Below are 21,091 nucleotides of genomic sequence, written 5' to 3'. Positions count from 1 at the left end.
ATAAAAAATACAGATTGTTGCTAATTAAATAATTTTAAGAGTAAAAAGTAATTATTAATAGTTGCATTGACATCCTTTGAGTATGGTAGTCTAAGATATCAATCTCGCCCAGTAGTATAGTCATAAATAAATGTAGGCACTATTGTAACTTTGTCCCAGAATTAATCAACGTTCTTTAACTTTAATTATTAAATAAATAAATATCATTTGTTTTTTCAACATTAACATTATTATATATAGCGTAATTACTATTCAGAAATAATTAAAAATCCAAGATACCACTCTTAACCTATTACTGTTAAAACTTTGAAATTATGCAACTGCAAAATGGCTTACGCCGAACTAAAATTGTAGCAACTATTGGCCCATCTACTACTAAGCCTGATGTACTTCGGGAGTTAATCAAAGCTGGTGCAACAACCCTACGACTTAACTTTTCTCATGGAACCCATGAAGATCACCAACGCAGCATTCGATTAATTAGACAAACTTCTTTTGAACTAAATCAACCTGTAGCCATCTTGCAAGACCTTCAGGGACCAAAAATTAGACTAGGAAAATTTGAAAATGGTTCAATATCTCTAAAACGGGGCGATCCATTTATTTTGACCAGTAACTTAATGCCTGGAACTCAAGAAATGTCTTCTGTAACTTATGAACTCTTAGCAGATGAAGTGCCAGAAGGAGCAAAAATTCTTCTTGATGATGGCAAAGTAGAAATGTTGGTGGAAAAAGTAGACAAAGTACAGAAGCAATTACATTGTCGGGTTGTAGTTGGTGGTCCTCTTTCCAATAATAAAGGTGTGAATTTTCCTGGGGTTTATCTCTCAATTAAAGCACTGACAGATAAAGACCGAAAAGACTTAATGTTTGGTCTTGACCAAGGAGTAGACTGGGTAGCATTAAGTTTTGTGCGTAACCCCCAGGATGTCTTAGAGATTAAACAATTAATTGCTAATGCGGGAAAAAAGGTTCCTGTGGTGGCAAAAATCGAAAAACACGAAGCGATCGAACAAATGGAAGAAATTTTGGCTTTGTGTAATGGGGTAATGGTTGCTCGTGGTGACTTAGGTGTGGAGTTACCAGCAGAAGAAGTGCCACTTTTGCAAAAGCGACTGATCTCAACATCTAATCGAATGGGAATTCCGGTAATTACTGCTACTCAAATGTTAGATAGTATGGCGAATAACCCCCGTGCAACCCGTGCTGAAATTTCTGATGTGGCAAATGCAATTATTGATGGTACGGATGCAGTAATGTTATCTAATGAGACAGCGGTAGGTAATTATCCTGTGGAAGCGGTGGCAACAATGGCAACGATCGCCAAACGCATTGAGCAGGAAATTATCACTTGCAACGTTTCTAGTATGAATGATACAGGTCATTCAATTCCTAATGCAATTAGCCAAGCGGTGGGTCAAATTGCAGAACAGATAGATGCTGCAGCTATTATGACTCTGACTAAAACAGGTGCAACAGCGCGAAATGTTTCTAAGTTTCGACCAAAAACTCCTATTCTGGCAGTGACTCCTCATGTAGATGTTGCTAGACAGTTACAACTTGTTTGGGGAATAAAGCCATTATTGGTGTTAGACTTAGCTTCTGCTGGTCAGACTTTTCAATCTGCAATCAGTGTTGCTCAGGAGAAGGAGTTATTATTTGATGGAGATTTAGTGGTAATGACTGCGGGTACAATTCAAGGTGTGGCAGGTTCAACAGACCTGGTTAAGGTTGAGGTGGTGACTGCAGTGTTAGGTCAAGGTACTGGTATTGGTCAGGGATATGTTAGTGGTCGCGCTCGTGTTGCTCATAGTGCAAAAGAAGTCCGAGATTTTAACCCTGGAGAAATTTTGGTAGTTAATCATACAGATGCTGAATTTGTGGAGGTAATGCAAAAAGCTGCAGGAGTAGTAACAGAAGAGGATAGTATTACCAGTCATGCAGCAATTATTGGTTTACGTTTGGGACTACCAGTTATTGTGGGGGTGAAGAATGCTACCAGTGTGGTTCGCGATGGCACGATTTTGACTTTGGATGCTCACAGAGGTACGATATACTCAGGAGCTACTCGAAAATAGTTCATATTAAAGGTGAATGAATAGTCATAAGCTAAGACAAATTGTAAATTTTACTTCTGTGTTTCCTGTTGTCAGTTATTTATAAATATTCAACCGGACATGATATAAATATTCGATGTAAGAATTCAGGTCAGAGCGATCACTGTTTTATTTTTGTTTGATCTAAACAGGACTTACGCAACGGCACTAATTGCAGTGAGAAATCCAGAAAAATGCTGAGATTATATACCATATATAGTTGTACTGCGTAAGTCCTGCTAAAGTCACGATGCCTAGGAACTTTTTTCAGTATCGGTATATTTTTGTACCAGTTATGATGAATAATATTATGTTCGGACGGGTCAGTTATAAATAAAATGTAAGAACTGACAGTACCTAAGAAATACTGAAATTATCTTTACTTTTCTCGTTTCTTTCCTCTTTCTTTCCTCCTTTCCTCCCTCCTAACTTCTGACTTCTGAGAACTCACAACGGTTATTTATAAGTATTCAACCGATAGCGTAGTTCCCCAGGAGGAGGCACATGATATAACACCAATGAAGAAAACCACGTTCACCTAAAAGTTTTAGTATGATCCCAACGTTATGTTAAGCAAGCTAGTTAATAACGTTAAAACAGTTACAAGCCGACGATTAAGAAAAGAATTTTCAGCAACATTTTAACGCTATTTACTGGAAAGATGTTCTCTGGAATGGTTCCTATTTGATTGCTTCTGGCAGTGGGGTAACAATTTCCACTTTGAAAAAGTACATTGAAAACCAGAAAACCCCAGAATAATATTGTAAATTAGTGGGACATCGAGTCCCACTAATTTACCGCCAATTGATATCACACCATAATTTTAATTTGGTGTGATATCAATTGGCGGGTCAGCTAAAAAGATAAATTCCGACTAATAAATGGTATCAAAGCTATTCATTCTGACTCGGTGACTCGGTGCTCCTGACTCCTAAGAAATAACCTAGTTATTTGTAGCAAATATTGATCACGTTTGGTATAACACTGAATAATTGTCAGTGGGTGCAGAGTCTATAAATCTGCACTTAATGGTAGTCGAAGGAAAAGTTAGGATATATCAAAAGCTTAAAACTCAGATAACGCAAGATTTTTCCTTCTCTCCTAGATAACTAAATGCTTTCTTCCTTCTTCCTTATGTTATACATACAAGTCCCGAAAAATATGCTTAGTGAATTAAAGCAAATGGCAACCCAGTCAGGAGCAACATAATAGGTACTGTTATAGCTGATTTTTCTTCAGAAATATTGGCAATTTTTTGACAACCACTATACATAGTTAAAATTGTATAACAAAGGGCAAAAATAACTAAAATAATACTAATTACCCAGTTATTGAAAACTCCGCTAAGTAGTACCATGAAACCTAGAGGTAATAGGGATGCACCTGCTGTAAATAAATCTCCTGTTAAACTACCATCAGCTTTGAAAATAAGTCTGGCAAAACCACTTGTAACTGTCAAATTTACAAAGGGAATAATACCGATAATTATTAATAATAAAAATTCTGTATGATTTGCTTTATCTAATCTCTGTAAAATTAGATTAGTTCCTACTACAAAGCAAAATTCAAATATTATGCCAAATAAAACTGCAACGTTAAATGCTCTTTTTTGTTCTAACTGAGTAAAAGCTGCTAATAAACCTCCTATGGGATTAGGAATAAAAATCTTTACTGCTATCCAAGCATCCTGAATAGTTGTCTGAAATATTTCTAGTATTTCTAACCATGAAAAATGGTCTAAACTTTTAATAGCTTCTAGCGCTCTTTGAGAATTAGCTTTATCACCTTGGTCTGCAAAAAGTTGAGCAGCTTTTCTGAAATCTATTATTGCCGGACGATGTTCTTGCAACTCTAGATAAACTAAACCACGTTGATAATAAACGTGAGCAAAATTCGGATTTATTTCTAGTGCTTTACTATAGTCTTCCATACCAGCTTGAATGTATCTTAATTTCATACGACATAGACCCCGATAATAATAAACTTCTACTAAGTATGGGTCTAAAAATAATGCCTTTGTATAATCAAGATCGGCACTCCGATAATCTTGCAGTTTATAATTAGCGAATCCTCTATGATATAAAACTTCTGCCCAATTAGGATTAATTTCCAGTGCTTTTGTGTAATCTGCTATTGCACCTTGATAATCTCCAAGCTGACTTTTTGCAACTCCTTGTTTATATAGTTCTTTGGCTTCCCCTACCGTTTGATCGTATTGCGATCGCTTCAATGGGTCAGAAAGAATTTCATACATTGAGTTGATTTCTTTGAATTTTTCTGCTGCATTTATATCCCCTGGATTTACATCAGGATGATACTGACGTGCTAGGCTATGATAAGCTTTTTTAATCTGTTCTGTAGAAGCATTTTTTGATACTCCTAGAACTTCATAATAGTTACACTCTTTTTCCATCTAACCCTAGTTTCCCAAAGCACTATTTTAGGCAATTATTGTTGATTATATCATAAAGTATTTCAATGCTTATTGGAAACAAGATATTTATCAATTTGCAAGAATTTATATATTGAATTTTTAACTTTATATCGATCGATGAGCATTAATAACAAATCCGGTTGAATACTTATTATATAGTTGGGAGAGATAGGAAAGTGGGAAGGTAGTCCGATTTAATATTTAAGTGTGGATATAATTAGAAAAATATACTGTATAATCGGATTCGATAATAACAACACATATTAAAGGTTGTATATAATAATTTCTCAAGTTTTGAAAAATGATCGTAATCAGGAAGAGAAAAAATACTAAGTAGAGCAGGAGCAAAAAAAAGACGTTGCATTTTTAATCGAAAAACCCCTAAAGGCAATAAAGATAAACTTTAGAGCTAATTGACAATTTGATACATATATCCCAAAATTTACCATGTTCTACTTATATCTAATTAATATAATAACTCCTAGATATACTACTCAGATATATTGTATTTTTACGGAAAAATTGTGCTCTAAAACCTCCCTTGTTAAAGGGATAAAATATTCCTGATGTCAAACCTTTTTATTGCAGAGGTAGCGATCGCTGAAACCAGCAGTTCCTCCGGAGGAGGCTAAGTGATAACTGAAATGACCGTTCTTTCTCTAGCAAGTTTCAGTTAATTTTGAACATCTATGGAATAGAGTAAATAAAAATACTGAAGAGATTGAATGTTAAAGCAGTTTTTCAATTGATGAGGTACATAATTTTGGAGCAATAGGGAATAGGGATGAAGATTAAACTAGATACCTGGTGGAAACTAAGTTTTTGCTCAGGCATTATACCAACCGTGAAAAAAGAATGTTACGAATAATACAGCGCTTTTCAGATTGATAAACCACATCGTCATAACCAACACTCTGTAGGGGCGAATGGCCATTCGCCCCCACTGTGTTCTACTGAAATCAAAACCGCTGTAAGTGCGATCAAAAGATTTTGTAGGAAATGTCTCTTTGACAAAAAAGAGAATTTACAACCTAAAAACTGGTATTGAAGTAATTCCCCTGTGACTCGGTCTGACTGAGTTCCCCTCCTGGGATCAGGGCTGTTTCAAAGTATTGTAGATTAACGATTTAAGGAGAACGAGAATAATGGAGATAGTGGAACAGTGAAATTTGCCAAAATTTGCCGATTTTTCAGCTAATAAGCGTCTTTAAGCTCTGAGAAAATATTTGGTTCAACACCGCTTAAAAGACTCCATCCCCATGTCTGGTGTGTCTCCGTGTCCCCGTGTCTATCGAGAACCCTGCCTCCTGGGAGGGGTTAGGGGTGGGTTGACTCCTAAGAAATAGCCTAACTATTTGTAGCAAACATTTATTAAATTGGTATTACAAGGGTTTGAGATTAATTATCGGAGATGTCTACTGTACATTACTATCTTAAAAAGTGCTTTAATATCAACAGGACTTACGCAAAGGCACTATATATAGTAGATAAAAACTATAGCACTATGGTATATATAGTGGCTTGAAGGGAAAAATGCGTAAGTCTTGATTAAGTGTAAGCAGACTCAAACAAACCATTGACACTCTCACCGTTAAATAAGTTAAATAAGTGCGATGATAACGGGTCGATCTCTTTCAACCTTAATGATAGCCTTTAAAATACCTTTATCTCTTTAACAGAAAAAGGAAAAATCTGGCGTTGTCTGAGTTTTAAGCTTTTGATACGTCCGCTCCCTTTCCTTCGACTGCTATATAGGACTAAAATTTTATTTTATGATAAAAAAAAGCAAATGTAACCCTAGTTTAGTAATATTATATATGGACGACTATTAAGCTTAATTATTTTGATTTTAGTTTTCTTACTGGGGCGGAAGGATTCGAACCTCCGAATGGCTGGACCAAAACCAGCTGCCTTACCGCTTGGCGACGCCCCAATTCGTCAACAGTTAATATAATAACACTTATATCCAGGGATTTGTCAAGTATTTTTTTGAATAATCTTGAAATTTTGAATTTTGAGGATTTATGGGCCTCATATCAAATCCGGTACCATCGGTGTAATTAGATTCTTATGGTCGGGAGTGTGGGGAGTGTGGGGCGATCAAGAAATATTTGGTAATGGTTGAAGATGGAACATTTTTTTATACTGAATTAAACGGATTAGCTTAACCTTTTATCATACCATATTTATCTGTATTATATCATGTCTCATATCATGTCCGGTAGCATCGGTCTTGTATAGCAAAGGTAAGGAAGAAGGAAGAAGGAAGAAGGAAGAAGAAAGAGGGAAGAGGGAAGAAGGCTACCCTCGCAAGAAAAAAACCATCATTTCCTGTAGATATTCACCCTTGGGTTTACACAAACGATATAAACGGACATGATATCATTAAATAACTGTAATAAACAATCTTTATCCAACCTCGTAGGGACGTTGCATGCAACGTCCCTAAATTGCTACAAGCTACGAGCCAGTCTATAGTTTTGCTTTAGCTATTTGAATACTTGTCTTAGGGCTAAAACTCAACTACAAGCCGGACTTTTGAACCTTAATTACACTCCCTTACGCTGGATAAATGCGCAGACGTCGGTTAGGCTCATCTCCAAAACTAGAAGACTTCAAGCGATAATGCTCCACAAGTTCATGCTGCATCTTCCGCACCTTTGGAGACCGTGGCAAAAGTTCCACAGGTTGCCCCTTTGGAATCACAATTTGCTCCACTGCTAACCTTGCTTCCTCCAAAGCCTCCATCTCATCTTCTGAAGCTGAAGCAGCAAACAAATTCAAGTCAGCAAATTCAGGAGTGCTAGGATCTTCCATATCCAATAACCGTCGCAGTGCCTTAGCAATTTGAGGCAAACCACTATTTTTAATCACATGAATAGGTACATGACGAGCCTTAGCAATATGCCGTAACTTAGACTGTTTCCGGGTGTGCGTTCGCAAAGCCAACACCACATCCGCACTATCAATATCCTTAGTCAAAACCACAGGCAAACCCAAAGTACTAATCACCTGTTCCATTTGATGACGTGGAATTGCATAAGGATAAATATGCAAAGGCAAATCCTCACCATTCGGACCCGTCGCCTGAGTTTCCCAACGCCCTGAGTTTACATTAGAAAACATCCCATTTCCCGAGAAAGACTCATCCAATAATTCTTCAAAAGACTTAGACTCAGAAACCTCTACTGATCGATTAACTTGACCTGTATTAGGCAATGGCATAATATAACCAGAATCACGAAAACCACCACGAGAAGTCAACATTCCCCCTGACTGTCCCAATAGCGATCCCGCATTCTGATTAACACCCCCACCCAATCTTGGAGTACTATTATACTCTCGTGTTATCTTCACCTCACCATTCTCATCCACAGTCCTCACTTGTGGATTAGGTTTCTGCCCCCGCAGCAAAGCATCAACAGTATCAGCCACCTGCTCGTGAACCACCCAACGTTGTCTTTCCAACATTTCCACAGCAATTTCAAAAGTTGGCGGTGCTTTACGTTCCAGAACAGTTTTTTGAGAACCCCGACGTCGTGCTTCATCATCACCCAAAGTTACAGCCTGAATACCCCCAATTAAATCGGAGAGAGTCGGATTTTTTACCAAATTTTCCATCTGATTACCATGAGCAGTCCCCACTAACTGTACGCCACGCTCCGCAATAGTTCTCGCTGCCAGAGCCTCCAATTCCGTACCAATCTCATCAATCACAATCACCTCTGGCATATGATTTTCCACCGCCTCAATCATCACTTGATGCTGTTGTTCCGGGCGAGCAACTTGCATCCGACGGGCACGACCAATAGCAGGGTGAGGAACATCTCCATCCCCAGCAATTTCATTAGAGCTATCAATAATCACCACCCGTTTTTCTAAATCATCAGCCAGCACCCGTGCAATTTCTCGTAGTGCCGTTGTTTTTCCTACACCAGGGCGACCGAGCATCAAAATCGACCTTCCGGTTTCCACTAACTCGCGAATCATACCAATTGTGCCAAAAACTGCCCGCCCCACTCGACAAGTCAAACCAATAACTTCTCCCGTGCGATTGCGAATAGCACTAATCCGATGTAGCGTTTGCTCAATACCTGCTCGATTATCGCTGCTAAAATCACCAACTCGTTCTATGGAATAATTGAGGTCTTTTCTAGAAATAGGAATTTCGCCCAGGTATTCTGCATGGGATGGAAAACGAGCTTCTGGGAGACGACCCAGATCCATCACAATTTCGATCAGGTTATTTCGCTGTTGATGTTGCAGTAGAGGCCGTCTAATTTGGTCTGGTACGATTTCTAGTAATCTATTAAGGTCGTCTGTAATCTGCATACTTTAGTTAAAAGTGACTTCTATTCTACTGGGTGAGAAAAAAGCTTTTGAGGCAAAAACTGAAACTATGATTTATATCATGTCCGGCGACTTACCGAATTATAAATCTTGAGGGGCGAGCTTAACACATACATACTGAAGTTTAAGCGTTTTTACCCTGATTTCAACCCGCCTTCTATTTCCATATCGGTATCAAAGAAAATTCTCTTATGGAAATTCATTACTAATTCCTCATTTGACTGAGATCCGATTTTTTAATTTGAGAAACCAGAGAGTTAGCTAAATTGACAGCTTCCCAAAGAAGTTCCGGTAAAACTTCCAGCTTTGTTAGCTGGGAATCATTAGTGAGTTCTTTGGCATGAAAGCTAGTTGTACCGTAGGCAAATTCAATTGCCTGCAGCTGTGATTTGTGCATTTTTTCTAATTTTTCCAAAATTGGTGACAACAAAACGCGGGCATAGCTACCATAAGCTACACCAGATACAAATCTATTTTCCGGAATATAAGTATTAAAATTTTTAGCAGAGTTTCCCTGTTTGTTATTCTCAGATGCTAACAAACCTTTAGCAACAAGCTTGGCTACAGTAAAATTATTTGTGCCTCCTGCTAACTGTACATACCCTGGTAGTTTTGCATTCAGCACCTTTTGACTTAATGCGATCGCCGCCATTGTGCTACCTGCCCCAATATCTCCACTCATCGGTTTACCATCAGTTTGCCAGATTAGAGCGCAAGGAAGAGGAGAAATAATTTCATACAAACTTTGTAAATATTCTACTAGCCCTTCTCCATCAGGGCAACTAATAGCAATTAGTTTTAATTGATTTATCCAAGGTTTTATGCTTTTCCAGAGTCGCTGAAAATCACTTTCTCTTCCCACTTTGGTGTGAATTTCAATGGCATCTACACCAGTCTGCAATACTAATGATGCAATAGAAGTAGGAGTAGATACATAAGAACGAGCCTGTATTAGTTGCTTAGGGCATACAGACAAACATCTTCCACAACCATAGCAAAGTTCATCTATAACCCCTGAATTACCAGAAGTGATAGTATCTCTATCTTCAGAAAAAACTATAGCCTCTGCCGGACAAACTTTCTCACAAGGTCGCCAGCAGTCTGTGGGGCAAACAGTAGGGTCAAACTCAGCTTTCCGGAAATGAGGATCTTCTCCATCATTAATACTTACCATTATCCATGGTACTGTTTGGTAGCCAAATCCCTGAGACTTGGCCCAAGATTGGAGACCACTTGCAATCTGTAAAGCCTGCCCAGCAGAAGTGATCGCCGCCGGATCGGCAGCCACATCAATACAATCTGCACCTGCCAAAGTATAAGCTAATGTTAAATTTCTTACTGTTGGCAGGTGTTGGAAGCTGGCCCCACAGATCAACTTAAACCAGTGGCCTTTTTTTAGCGAAATTAGGGGAGAATAGCGTTCTCTCACGCTTTATATAGTAGAGCCTTTAGCTCAAAAAAATTTGAAGTACAAAGATAAAATGTTAGCTCAAAAAATTCTTTAAGCAGGCACCAAAGCATTTTGAAGTGGTGTCCATCTAAAGAAGCGCTCGCCACCCATTTCCACTATCACCTTAACTCGTGGTTCTGATTTAGGTAGGACAGTTAAATACTCAATTTCTTGACTAGATAGAATCTGACCCTCTATAATCCACAAAACCAAACCCTTAGCTTTAGGTGGTAAGTGTTCCAATTTATAGCTCACAATTGGCGGTACATAGTAAACATAACCAACTGCTGGGCCATTGCCCATACTTTTCTTACCTAAGTGAGGAGGTCTGACTCCATGCACCCCTGTCAGATACATGGCCAAATCTCCAAGACCTCTAGCAGTAATATTGTGACTTACATAGCCAGAAGCCCTTAACCGACGTTGATAACGCCCTTCAAACCCTCCTTCCAAAGGAACATAAACGGCCAAAGACCCGGACTTCTCCAAATCCTTAATCATTCCTCGACCAGTCGTAATCAGTGCCATGCTCAATCTTGTCCCTAATTTTTAAATTGTAGGTGATTATATCTGGATTATAGTTGTTTAAACCAAAGATACTTGTCTTCCTAGCGACCTGAAAAAAAATTATTTAAACTACTAGACAAGTCTTAGTAAATACTATAAAATTATATATTGTCGCCGAAAAAAAAGTGATATATTAGGTAAGTATGGCCTATGTTAACTCCTATGGGGGTTGTACAAAGGTTAATAAATAACTACTTAGCTAGCTACTTCAACTTTAAAAATCAAGAAATAGTCAGTTTTGATAAGTTTTACTTCCTAGAAAAAAAGGATACTGATTAGCAAGCTACTCAAGTCCTGGCGACCATAAAACTAAGAACTAGAGCTAAAGACAAAAAGCTAAAAAATAATAGCTGGTAAATATAAGTATTATCGTTATTATTCAACGATGATATTTCATCGTCATGGGGAGTATTAGTTCTAAAATTTCTCTAGTACTTTACTGGTTTAATACTAAGAATATTTTTAATTCTGATGTTATCTTAAAAAGCATCAAAGTTGATAATCAACTTGGTTGAAACAGTAAAACCTATCATAAATGTTGAAAGAGTTCGAGCCGTTATCATCGCTCTTATTTAACGGTGAGATGAATTTCAACCAGAAAAATAATCGTATGCGCGCACATTTTTGGCGTCATAATCGAATCAATAGCCGTGGGGCACACGGTTGAATAAAAAGCTTGCGGAGATGGTCTAACGGGGGTGCAATTCGGTTTATTTGATTTGTTATCTAGTTAAGAATCTGTGAAACAAGAATTTCCCGTTATAATCGCGTGATTTAACGGTGAGAGTGTCAACCTAATAAAATCAAACAGAAGTTAAGTATTACTAGCAATAGACTTAGGCGATCGCTCCTAAGAAATAGTCAGAAAATTAACCACTGTTGTAATTAAGATATCAGGATAAGTTTAAACAATTAATTATATGTAAATAGTATGATTTATTAATTATTTATTAGGTATAAAACTATCTGTAAAAAAAAATAAATTATTTCAATTAAAAAGCCTTTCCTGACGGAATGCTCCGTAAACAGAGACCTAATACAAATTTTTAAGCTGATAGCTAGTTAAAAAACATTATTGTTGTAGTGGATAAAAAAAAATAGGAGAGCGACAGTGGCAGTTGGTATCCTTGGCAAAAAACTAGGCATGACACAAGTATTTGAACCTGAAACAGGAGCAGCAATTCCTGTAACAGTAGTACAAGCAGGTCCATGTGTAGTTACCCAAATCAAAACCGAACAAACAGACGGCTATACTTCAATTCAAATAGGATATGGAGAAGCCAAAAATAAAACCCGTCAACTCAATATCAAAGAACCAAAAGAAGTTAATAGATACTTGACTAATGCTCAACAAGGGCATTTAGTTAAATCAGGCGGTATTCCCTTACGTCATCTACGAGAATACAGAGTAGAAAACACAGGTGACTTTGAACTAGGTCAACAAATAAAAGTCGATCTATTTGAAGCTGGCCAACTCGTTGATGTTACAGGAAAAAGTATAGGTAAAGGCTTTGCTGGTTATCAAAAACGTCATAACTTTAGACGTGGACCAATGGCTCACGGTTCCAAAAACCATCGTTTGCCAGGCTCCACAGGTCCAGGAACAACACCAGGGCGTGTTTATCCAGGTAAGAAAATGGCAGGACATTTAGGAAACGTGCGAGTCACTACTAGAAAACTCAAAGTAGTGAGAATAGATACAGAAAGAGACCTATTGCTGATAAAAGGAAGCATTCCTGGTAAACCAGGCACATTAGTTAGCGTTGCTCCAGCCACAATAGTAGGTCAAAAATAAAAAAAATTTTTGAGAAAAAAAGATGGTTGATTGTGTCATAAAAAACTGGCAAGGTGAAGAAGTTGGACAAGCAACTCTCAACTTACGAGTAGCAAAAGAAGAAAGTGCAGCTCATGTTGTTCACAGGTCCTTAAGACTACAAATGGCGAATAACCGCCAAGGAACAGCTAGCACAAAAACAAGATCTGAAGTCAGAGGTGGAGGTCGTAAACCTTGGCGACAAAAAGGAACAGGTAGAGCAAGAGCAGGTTCCATCCGTTCGCCTCTATGGCGTGGTGGTGGTGTAATCTTTGGGCCGAAGCCAAGAGACTACTCTCATAAAATGAACCGCAAGGAAAAACGTCTAGCACTAAGCACCGCCTTTCAAAGTCGTTCAGAAGACTTAATTGCGGTCGAAAATATTTCCGAGCAATTAACAAGACCGAAAACCAAAGAATTAGTCGAAGCGATCGCTCGTTGGGGAGTAGAACCAGAATCTAAAGTTCTGCTGGTATTAGAAGAGAAACAAGAAAATGTATATCTCTCAGGTCGTAATATTGCGAAACTGAAAATCTCCCTAGCTAATAACTTGAATATTTACGATATTCTAGAAGCAGATAAAATCATAGCTACAGCAGCAGCAATAGAGAAAATTCAGGAGATGTATGGGGATAAAAGTTGATTCACGAGACTTAGTAGATATAGTCAAATGTCCAGTTGTTACAGAAAAAGCTACTAGATTAATGGAACTAAATCAATACACATTTGATGTAGATCCAAGGGCAACAAAGCCAATGATCAAAGCAGCAATTGAACAACTATTTGAGGTAAAAGTAACAGGTATGAATACCCTAAATTTACCAAGAAAAAAGAAAAGAGTAGGTAAATTTCAAGGCTTCAAACCTAGATATAAAAGAGCTATTGTCAGCTTAGAAGATGGAGAACCAATTAGAAAAGTTCTATTCCCAGACCTCTAAAAAAACTCAACTCAATTTAAAATCTTTAAATCTGTAAAATCTCAAGTGGCATAGAAAATTAATTATGGGTATTCGTTCCTATCGACCCTATACACCAAGTACCCGAGAACATAGCGTATCAGACTTTGCTGAGATAACTACCTCAACACCAGAAAAATCTCTGGTAAAAAACAAGCATAGACGAAAGGGTCGTAATAACCGTGGTGTAATTACCTGTCGTCACCGAGGCGGAGGTAGCAAGAAACTATATCGTGTTATTGACTTCCGTCGTAACAAACATAATATTCCGGCCAAAGTAGCATCAGTAGAATACGATCCGAACCGGAACGCCAGAATAGCACTACTACATTATCAAGATGGAGAAAAACGTTATATCCTTCATCCTGTAGGATTAAAAGTTGGTGCATCCATTATTTCTGGCATAAACGCTCCAATAGAAATTGGCAACGCATTACCTCTGAGTCAAATTCCTCTGGGTACAGATGTTCATAATGTGGAACTTGTTCCAGGTAAAGGAGGACAAATAGTCCGTGCTGCTGGTGCCGCTGCTCAATTGGTAGCAAAAGAAGGCGAATATGTAACAATCAAACTCCCTTCTGGCGAACGGCGTAAAGTCAGAGCAAGTTGCTACGCCAGTATTGGTCAAGTAGGCAACATCGATCATCGAAATATTAGCTTAGGAAAAGCAGGTCGCAATCGCTGGAAAGGAAAGAGACCAACAGTTAGAGGTAGTGTGATGAACCCAGTCGATCACCCTCATGGTGGTGGTGAAGGCCGGGCACCAGTCGGTAGAAGCGGACCAGTTACTCCTTGGGGTAAGCCAGCATTAGGTCTGAAAACTCGTAAGAAGAGAAAACGGAGTGATGCTTTAATCGTACAACGTCGTCGTAAATCCTCTAAACGAGGTAAAGGTGGACGGCAAAGCTAAAATCAGTATCTGGTTGATGAGCGTTAACTAAGTCAGAAGTTGTTTTTGTAACGGGGATCTGAGCAATTCCCAAAAAACATTTTGCCTTAAAAAGCGGGGTTGCGCGACTCAATTATTTTGATAAATCTAATATAGTTCATCAACTTGAGCAATTCTGACTTCAGTGAAACGGCATAACAGCTCTAACTGGAATTGTATTAAATCAATCATAAATTAAATTATGGCTCGATCATTAAAAAAAGGACCATTCATCGCAGATCATCTATTGAAAAAAATAGAAGATTTAAACGAGAAAAATCAAAAACAAGTAATTAAAACTTGGTCAAGAGCTTCAACTATTATCCCAGATATGGTAGGTCATACGATCGCAGTACATAACGGACGTCAACACGTCCCGGTGTTCATCTCCGATCAGATGGTAGGCCATAAATTAGGGGAATTTGCACCGACTAGGACATATCGAGGTCACGGCTCAGATAGAAAATCTAAAAGATAAATAGAAAACTCGTTGAAATTGATAATTGGAGAAAGGTATGCCTGTAGATACCAGTGAAGAAGTAAAAGCAGTAGCACGTTACATCCGAATGTCTCCCTTTAAAGTGCGACGCGTACTTGACCAAATTCGTGGGATATCTTACCGGAAAGCGTTGATTATACTTGAATTTATGCCATATCGTTCCTGCGACCCAGTGCGAAAAGCATTGCGTTCAGCAGCAGCGAATGCCGAGCATAATAAAGGAATAGATCCAGAAACTTTAGTTGTATCCAAAGCTTTTGCCGATCAAGGGCCTTGTTTGCCACGCTACCGACCCCGCGCTCAAGGTCGTGCTTACAGAATTCGTAAACCTACTTGTCACATTACAGTTGCAGTAGCTCCTGTAGTTGATTAGTAAAGAAAGGAATTTGAACGATTACAAGACATTAATTTAAGTATAGAAGTAATGGGACAAAAAATACATCCAATTGGTTTTAGATTAGGCGTAACCCAAGAGCATCGCTCTCGTTGGTACGCTGATGCTAAAAACTACCCAGAACTGTTGGAAGAAGACCACAAAATTCGTAAATATGTCAAGCAAACTTTGGCAAATGCAGGCATCTCTCAAATCAGAATTGAGCGAAAAGCAGACCAGATAGACTTAGAAGTTAGCACCGCTAGACCAGGTGTAGTGGTTGGTAGAGGTGGTGCAGGTATTGAGTCTTTGAGAGTAGGTTTACAACAACTTTTGGGTAGCAACCGTCAAATCAGAATCAATGTTGTTGAAGTGACAAAAGTAGACACTGATGCCATGCTTATTGGTGAATACATTGCTCAACAACTAGAGAAAAGGGTTTCTTTTCGTAGAGTTGTACGTCAAGCTATAACTAGGGCTCAAAAAGCTGGTGTAGAAGGCATAAAAGTGCAGGTAAGTGGAAGAGTCAATGGAGCAGAAATTGCTCGTACCGAGGTGACAAGAGAAGGTAGTGTGCCATTGCATACATTGAGAGCTGACATTGATTATGCTTACTGTACTGCTAAAACAATTTATGGCATCCTGGGAATCAAGATTTGGATCTTCAAAGGAGAAATTATTCCTGGTCAAGAAGATATGGGAAATGCTCAAGTAAATCAACCAAAACGTAGACAACAAAAACGTCGTCAGCAATATGAAGACAGGTCTAACGAAGGTTAATGAAGTTAGAAGTCAGAAGTCAGAAGTTGTTTTTGTAACGGGGATGCGCGAGCAATAATCCAAAAACATTTCGCCATTTCCAGGCGGGGTTTTAGAGCCAATTATTTTGATAAATAACTTCAAAGCATTTAACTGACTTTCTAGGAAAATACTAAATTAAGCAGTAAATAGTAGACTATGTTAAGTCCTAAAAGAACAAAATTCCGTAAACAGCAACGCGGACGAATGAGAGGTAATGCAAATAGTGGCAATAGTATTGCCTTCGGTGAATTTGCTCTCCAAGCATTAGAACCTTCTTGGATTACTTCCCGTCAAATAGAAGCTTCCCGTCGTGCGATGACTCGTTATATCCGTAGGGGTGGGAAAATTTGGATTCGTATATTTCCAGATAAACCCGTGACAATGCGAGCCGCAGAAACCCGTATGGGTTCCGGTAAAGGAGCCCCAGAATATTGGGTAGCAGTAGTTAAACCAGGACGCATAATGTTTGAGTTAGGTGGAGTTGCAGAAGACATCGCCCGCGAAGCTATGCGTTTAGCATCATTTAAGTTACCAATTAAGACTAAGTTTATTACACGCGAGGGAGATTTCTAGATGCCTTTTCCTAAAGTAGAAGAAGTTAGGAATTTGAGTGATGAAGAACTTGTCGCTGAGATAGTAAAAGTTAAGCGAGAATTGTTGGATTTACGAATGTTAAAAGCTACCGGAAGGTTGGAAAAACCTCACCTGTTTAAATACAATCGTCATCGACTGGCTCAATTGTTAACAATAGAAAGAGAACGAGAATTAGTTAAAGAAGCAGAAGCTTCTACTCAAGAAGTAGCAGCATCAGTTTCAAGTACATCTGTTGAAACAGCAGATAGTCCAGAATAAAAAATTAAAAACTTAATATGTGTTGCAATTAGTAAATTATTAATTGTTGACATTTTACAAGTATTTATCGGGAAAATTAAAGAACACTTTATTACTCATAAAACAAGGAAAATTATGGCAGCTAAAGAAAGAGTAGGTGTAGTTGTCAGCAACAAAATGGACAAAACAATAGTGGTGGCGATCGAAAACAGGTCTGCTCACCCGAAGTACGGCAAAACAGTCGTGAAAACTAAAAAATATAAAGTTCACGACGAAGAAAATAAATGTAACGAAGGCGATCGCGTTCGGATTACAGAAACTCGTCCCATGAGTCGTACTAAACGTTGGCAACTTGCTGAAATCCTAAATTCCAAGATTAGTTAATGGTTGGTTTTATTGGTCGAATAAAACTATTAAAATTAACAAATCAATTAACTTTAATTCTAACACATCTATAAAACATCACAGAGACAGCAATGATTCAACAACAGTCCATATTAAATGTAGCTGATAATAGCGGTGCCCGAAAATTAATGTGCATCCGTGTAATAGGTGGTGGCAATCGTCGCTATGCTCGTATAGGTGACGTTATAATAGCTGTAGTCAAAGACGCATCTCCTAACATGGCTGTCAAAAAGTCAGATGTAGTGAGAGCTGTTGTTGTCCGTACTAGGAAAGGTTTACGTCGAGATACTGGTATGAGCATTAGATTTGATGATAATGCAGCAGTAATTATCAACCAGGATGGAAATCCACGAGGGACTCGTGTATTTGGCCCAGTAGCTCGTGAATTACGAGACAAAAATTTTACTAAAATCGTATCCCTAGCACCGGAGGTACTGTAAATGGCTAAAAAGAAAAAATCTCAAATGAGCGCACAGGGAAAACCTATACGCTATAAGATGCACGTTAAGAAAGGTGACACAGTTCAAATAATTGCCGGAAAAGATAAAGGCAAAGTAGGCGAAATTCTGAAGGTGTTGCCAAAAGTTAGCAAAGTTGTAGTGAAAGAAATTAACGTCAAAACAAAGCACGTTAAACCTCAGCAAGAAGGAGAGTCAGGTAAAATTGTTACCATTGAAGCTCCGATTCATAGTTCTAACGTTATGCTCTACTCTAGCAAAGAAAAAGTAGCTAGTCGCATTTGTTATACATTTACAGATGATGGTCGCAAAGTGCGAAAGCTCAAAAAAACAGGAGAAATTATTGATTAAACAGACCAAAATCAAATTACTTTATTACTAAGTAAATTTACTAAACTATATAGTTACTAAAACTATGGCAGAAAGACTAAAGAATTTTTACCAAGAAAAAATTGTTCCCAAAATGATGGAGCAGTTTAAGTATAAAAATATTCACCAGGTACCAAAACTGGTTAAAGTAACATTGAACCGGGGTTTAGGGGAAGCATCTCAAAATGCTAAAGCTCTAGACTCATCAATCAAAGAAATAGCTACAATTACAGGCCAAAAACCAGTAGTAACTAGGGCAAAAAAAGCGATCGCCGGATTTAAAATCCGTAACGGAATGCCAGTAGGAGTTATGGTGACTCTACGTTCTGGAAGAATGTATGAATTTCTAGACCGACTAATTAATTTAGCATTACCTAGAATTAGAGACTTTAGAGGCATAAATCCTAAAAGCTTTGACGGTCGAGGAAATTACAGCTTAGGTTTAAAAGAGCAACTAATATTTCCAGAGATAGAATATGACAGTATCGATCAAATTCGGGGAATGGACATTTCAATTATTACCACAGCTAACACTGATGAGGAAGGCCGCGCCTTACTTAAAGAAATGGGAATGCCCTTTCGGACTAATTAACTTAAAGTAGTTAAGGAAAAAAAGGAAAAAATGGCGGCTAACGACACAATATCAGATATGTTGACGCGAATTCGCAACTCCTGCATGGCGCAACATACAACAACAAAAGTTCCAGCAACAAAGATGACTCGCAGTATTGCCAAAGTATTGAACGAGGAAGGTTTTATTGGTGGATTTGAACAAGAAGGCGAAGGTCTCAAGAAGTTCCTAGTAATTTCTTTAAAATACAAAGGTAAAAATCGACAACCCATTATTAGATATCTGAAGCGAGTTAGTAAACCTGGACTCCGGGTCTATAAAAATCGTAAAGAATTACCACGAGTTTTAGGTGGAATAGGAATAGCTATTATTTCCACATCCAGTGGAATTATGACTGATAGAGAAGCTAGAAAAAGAGGCATCGGAGGAGAAGTCCTTTGTTATGTTTGGTAGTAAACAAAATGAATAGACTTCTTGCAGAAGTCAGGGAATAGGGAGTTTAACAATTAATAATTAATAATTACCTCTCCTCTAAAAGAACAGGATTGACTCAAAGAAATTTTTGTCTTTTTATCTCCTAAAAAAAGGAAGCTTGAAACCACAATTTTTTGGTAAAATTGTTGATTTCGTGTCTTGAATTGATTTGATTAAAACTTTTGCAAGAGGTCTAATCAAGAGCTATTCACTAACCCAAAGAAAACAATATCTAGCAACCTTATATATATACAAAGAAAGCTATGTCTCGAATTGGTAAGCTTCCCATCAAGATTCCCAACAAAGTGACCATTACCATTGATGGTCAAAAAGTAACAGTAAAAGGCCCGAAAGGTGAACTTTCTAGAGTACTGTCCCCAGAAATAGCTGTTGAACAGCAGGAAGATACTATTGTGGTTAAACCAAAAACTGAAACTCGTCGTGCTCGTCAGCAATATGGTCTATCTCGAACTTTAGTTGCCAATATGGTCGAAGGCGTCTCAAAAGGATATGAAAAGCGACTACAGATCCAAGGAGTAGGATATCGTGCTCAAGTTCAAGGGAAGAACTTGATCTTAAACGTAGGTTACAGTAAACCAGTAGAAATGCCCCCTCCTGAAGGTATTCAGGTGGCAGTAGAAAATAATACTAATGTAATTGTTACTGGCATAAATAAAGAATTAGTAGGAAATACTGCTGCGCGAATTCGTGCTGTTCGTCCACCAGAAGTATACAAAGGCAAAGGTATTCGCTATGCAGGTGAAATGATTAAACTCAAAGCAGGTAAATCAGGTAAAAAATAGATGAAGTATACTCGTAAAGACTCTGTCAGAAAGCGGCATCGTCGGGTGCGAAAAAAGGTATTTGGTACATCAGAACGCCCTAGACTGTCAGTATTTCGCTCAAATCTGCATATCTATGCTCAAGTAATTGATGATACTAAACAACATACCTTAGTTGCAGCATCAACTGTAGAACCAGAATTAAAATCAAGTATTAGTTCAGGAGCTAACTGTGATGCTTCTGTGCAAGTAGGAAAATTAATTGCACAGCGATCTCTAGAAAAAGGAATAGAAAAAGTAGTTTTCGACCGTGGTGGAAATATCTATCATGGCCGTGTAAAAGCTTTAGCTGAGGCAGCTCGTGAAGCGGGATTAGACTTCTAGATAATTAGTAAAGTTACACACAAAAAAAGAACTTGACAAAAGGTAACAACTATGGCAGAACAACAACAGCAGCGTCGTAAAAAAAATAACCGTACAAAAGAGAAAGAAAGTGAATGGCAGGAAAGGGTTGTCCAAATCCGCCGAGTCACTAAAGTTGTTAAAGGTGGTAAAAACCTGAGTTTCCGGGCGATCGTTGTCATAGGCAATGAAAAAGGTCAAGTAGGCGTAGGAGTGGGTAAAGCAGCAGATGTTATCGGTGCTGTGAAGAAAGGAGTTGCGGATGGCAAAAAACATATAGTAGAAGTACCTCTCACAAAATCTAACTCTATTCCTCACCTTGTAAATGGTTTTGGTGGTGGAGCTAAAGTGATCATGCGTCCAGCAGCACCAGGTACGGGAGTTATCGCGGGAGGAGCGGTGAGAACAGTTCTGGAACTAGCAGGTGTTCAGAATATACTAGCCAAACAGTTAGGGTCTAATAATCCATTAAACAATGCTAGAGCTGCTGTTAACGCCTTATCTGCTTTGAGAACATTGGCCGATGTTGCTC

The 21,091-nt window shown here is 38.3% G+C and carries 23 protein-coding genes, 1 tRNA gene and 1 pseudogene; 20 read left to right on the top strand and 5 right to left on the bottom strand.

What is annotated here, in order from left to right; translation table 11 throughout:
- Positions 1-314: 314 nt before the first annotated feature.
- Together pyk and D5R40_RS42665 are read left to right on the top strand one after the other, a co-directional pair.
- Positions 315-2,078: a pyruvate kinase gene (pyk, locus tag D5R40_RS16125; protein ID WP_124145137.1), complete on the top strand. Its 1,764-nt coding sequence runs from the start codon at positions 315-317 to the stop codon at positions 2,076-2,078.
- A gap of 651 nt (positions 2,079-2,729) precedes the next feature.
- Positions 2,730-2,855, top strand: a pseudogene (locus tag D5R40_RS42665) (transposase); the annotation flags it as partial.
- Between the two features lie 406 nt (positions 2,856-3,261).
- On the opposite strand, the gene D5R40_RS16115 reads toward D5R40_RS42665, so the two are convergent.
- Together D5R40_RS16115 and D5R40_RS16110 are read right to left on the bottom strand one after the other, a co-directional pair.
- Complete coding sequence (locus D5R40_RS16115; protein ID WP_124145136.1) at positions 3,262-4,509, bottom strand: J domain-containing protein; 1,248 nt, start codon at positions 4,507-4,509, stop codon at positions 3,262-3,264.
- Between the two features lie 1,882 nt (positions 4,510-6,391).
- Positions 6,392-6,463: transfer RNA gene (locus D5R40_RS16110), tRNA-Gln, on the bottom strand.
- A 300-nt stretch (positions 6,464-6,763) separates the two neighbouring features.
- Between D5R40_RS16110 and D5R40_RS35360 the strand changes: the two genes are divergently transcribed.
- A complete protein-coding gene (locus D5R40_RS35360; protein WP_161565000.1) occupies positions 6,764-6,910 on the top strand; it encodes a hypothetical protein in 147 nt (48 codons plus the stop codon).
- 179 nt (positions 6,911-7,089) lie between these two features.
- On the opposite strand, the gene D5R40_RS16105 is transcribed toward D5R40_RS35360, so the two are convergent.
- The 3 genes from D5R40_RS16105 to D5R40_RS16095 all read right to left on the bottom strand — a co-directional run bounded on the left by D5R40_RS16105 (position 7,090) and on the right by D5R40_RS16095 (position 10,858).
- Positions 7,090-8,862, bottom strand: coding sequence for a R3H domain-containing nucleic acid-binding protein (locus D5R40_RS16105; protein WP_124145135.1), 1,773 nt, complete (start codon positions 8,860-8,862; stop codon positions 7,090-7,092).
- Between the two features lie 223 nt (positions 8,863-9,085).
- Positions 9,086-10,309, bottom strand: coding sequence for a circadian clock protein LdpA (gene ldpA, locus D5R40_RS16100; RefSeq protein WP_124145134.1), 1,224 nt, complete (start codon positions 10,307-10,309; stop codon positions 9,086-9,088).
- Positions 10,310-10,381: 72 nt separating this feature from the next.
- A complete protein-coding gene (locus D5R40_RS16095) occupies positions 10,382-10,858 on the bottom strand; it encodes an NAD(P)H-quinone oxidoreductase subunit N (RefSeq protein WP_124145133.1) in 477 nt (158 codons plus the stop codon).
- 1,150 nt (positions 10,859-12,008) lie between these two features.
- Here D5R40_RS16095 and rplC point away from each other — a divergent pair.
- The 17 genes from rplC to rpsE form a co-directional block, all read left to right on the top strand.
- Entirely contained in the window at positions 12,009-12,692 is a 684-nt protein-coding gene (gene rplC / locus D5R40_RS16090; protein WP_124145132.1) for a 50S ribosomal protein L3, read from the top strand.
- Positions 12,693-12,714: 22 nt separating this feature from the next.
- A complete protein-coding gene (rplD, locus tag D5R40_RS16085) occupies positions 12,715-13,353 on the top strand; it encodes a 50S ribosomal protein L4 (RefSeq protein ID WP_124145131.1) in 639 nt (212 codons plus the stop codon).
- The gene (locus D5R40_RS16080) at positions 13,337-13,648 is read left to right on the top strand and encodes a 50S ribosomal protein L23 (RefSeq protein ID WP_124145130.1); all 312 of its coding nucleotides are present in this window, start codon (positions 13,337-13,339) and stop codon (positions 13,646-13,648) included. Before rplD ends, D5R40_RS16080 begins: the two co-directional genes overlap by 17 nt.
- A 64-nt stretch (positions 13,649-13,712) precedes the next feature.
- A complete protein-coding gene (gene rplB / locus D5R40_RS16075; protein WP_124145129.1) occupies positions 13,713-14,576 on the top strand; it encodes a 50S ribosomal protein L2 in 864 nt (287 codons plus the stop codon).
- A gap of 220 nt (positions 14,577-14,796) precedes the next feature.
- Entirely contained in the window at positions 14,797-15,072 is a 276-nt protein-coding gene (rpsS, locus tag D5R40_RS16070; protein WP_124145128.1) for a 30S ribosomal protein S19, read from the top strand.
- A 37-nt stretch (positions 15,073-15,109) separates the two neighbouring features.
- Positions 15,110-15,466 carry a 50S ribosomal protein L22 gene (rplV, locus tag D5R40_RS16065; protein WP_124145127.1) on the top strand — a complete coding sequence of 119 codons (357 nt, stop codon included), beginning with the start codon at positions 15,110-15,112 and terminating at the stop codon, positions 15,464-15,466.
- A 51-nt stretch (positions 15,467-15,517) separates the two neighbouring features.
- Positions 15,518-16,246 carry a 30S ribosomal protein S3 gene (gene rpsC, locus D5R40_RS16060; RefSeq protein ID WP_124145126.1) on the top strand — a complete coding sequence of 243 codons (729 nt, stop codon included), beginning with the start codon at positions 15,518-15,520 and terminating at the stop codon, positions 16,244-16,246.
- A gap of 177 nt (positions 16,247-16,423) precedes the next feature.
- On the top strand, positions 16,424-16,840 hold the full coding sequence (rplP, locus tag D5R40_RS16055; RefSeq protein ID WP_124145125.1) for a 50S ribosomal protein L16: 417 nt from the start codon (positions 16,424-16,426) through the stop codon (positions 16,838-16,840).
- Positions 16,841-17,119: a 50S ribosomal protein L29 gene (gene rpmC, locus D5R40_RS16050; protein ID WP_124154907.1), complete on the top strand. Its 279-nt coding sequence runs from the start codon at positions 16,841-16,843 to the stop codon at positions 17,117-17,119.
- A 114-nt stretch (positions 17,120-17,233) separates the two neighbouring features.
- Positions 17,234-17,482 carry a 30S ribosomal protein S17 gene (gene rpsQ, locus D5R40_RS16045; protein WP_124145123.1) on the top strand — a complete coding sequence of 83 codons (249 nt, stop codon included), beginning with the start codon at positions 17,234-17,236 and terminating at the stop codon, positions 17,480-17,482.
- 92 nt (positions 17,483-17,574) lie between these two features.
- A complete protein-coding gene (gene rplN, locus D5R40_RS16040) occupies positions 17,575-17,943 on the top strand; it encodes a 50S ribosomal protein L14 (protein WP_124145122.1) in 369 nt (122 codons plus the stop codon).
- Positions 17,944-18,312, top strand: coding sequence for a 50S ribosomal protein L24 (gene rplX / locus D5R40_RS16035; protein WP_124145121.1), 369 nt, complete (start codon positions 17,944-17,946; stop codon positions 18,310-18,312).
- Positions 18,313-18,376: 64 nt separating this feature from the next.
- Positions 18,377-18,922, top strand: coding sequence for a 50S ribosomal protein L5 (rplE, locus tag D5R40_RS16030; protein ID WP_124145120.1), 546 nt, complete (start codon positions 18,377-18,379; stop codon positions 18,920-18,922).
- A gap of 30 nt (positions 18,923-18,952) precedes the next feature.
- Positions 18,953-19,354, top strand: a complete 402-nt coding sequence (gene rpsH, locus D5R40_RS16025; RefSeq protein ID WP_124145119.1) for a 30S ribosomal protein S8 — start codon at positions 18,953-18,955, stop codon at positions 19,352-19,354.
- A gap of 284 nt (positions 19,355-19,638) precedes the next feature.
- Positions 19,639-20,178 (top strand): 50S ribosomal protein L6, encoded by a 540-nt coding sequence (gene rplF / locus D5R40_RS16020; RefSeq protein WP_124154906.1) that lies wholly within the window; start codon positions 19,639-19,641, stop codon positions 20,176-20,178.
- Positions 20,179-20,541, top strand: coding sequence for a 50S ribosomal protein L18 (gene rplR, locus D5R40_RS16015; RefSeq protein WP_124145117.1), 363 nt, complete (start codon positions 20,179-20,181; stop codon positions 20,539-20,541). It abuts the gene before it with no gap.
- Between the two features lie 51 nt (positions 20,542-20,592).
- On the top strand, positions 20,593-21,091 hold a 499-nt coding region (gene rpsE / locus D5R40_RS16010; RefSeq protein ID WP_124154905.1), incomplete at its 3' end, for a 30S ribosomal protein S5.

The sequence above is a fragment of the Okeania hirsuta genome (assembly GCF_003838195.1).
In the GTDB taxonomy this organism is placed as follows: Bacteria; Cyanobacteriota; Cyanobacteriia; order Cyanobacteriales; family Microcoleaceae; genus Okeania; species Okeania hirsuta.
The sequence above is the reverse complement of the archived record's forward strand: the minus strand, read 5'-3'. Positions and strand labels throughout refer to the sequence as shown.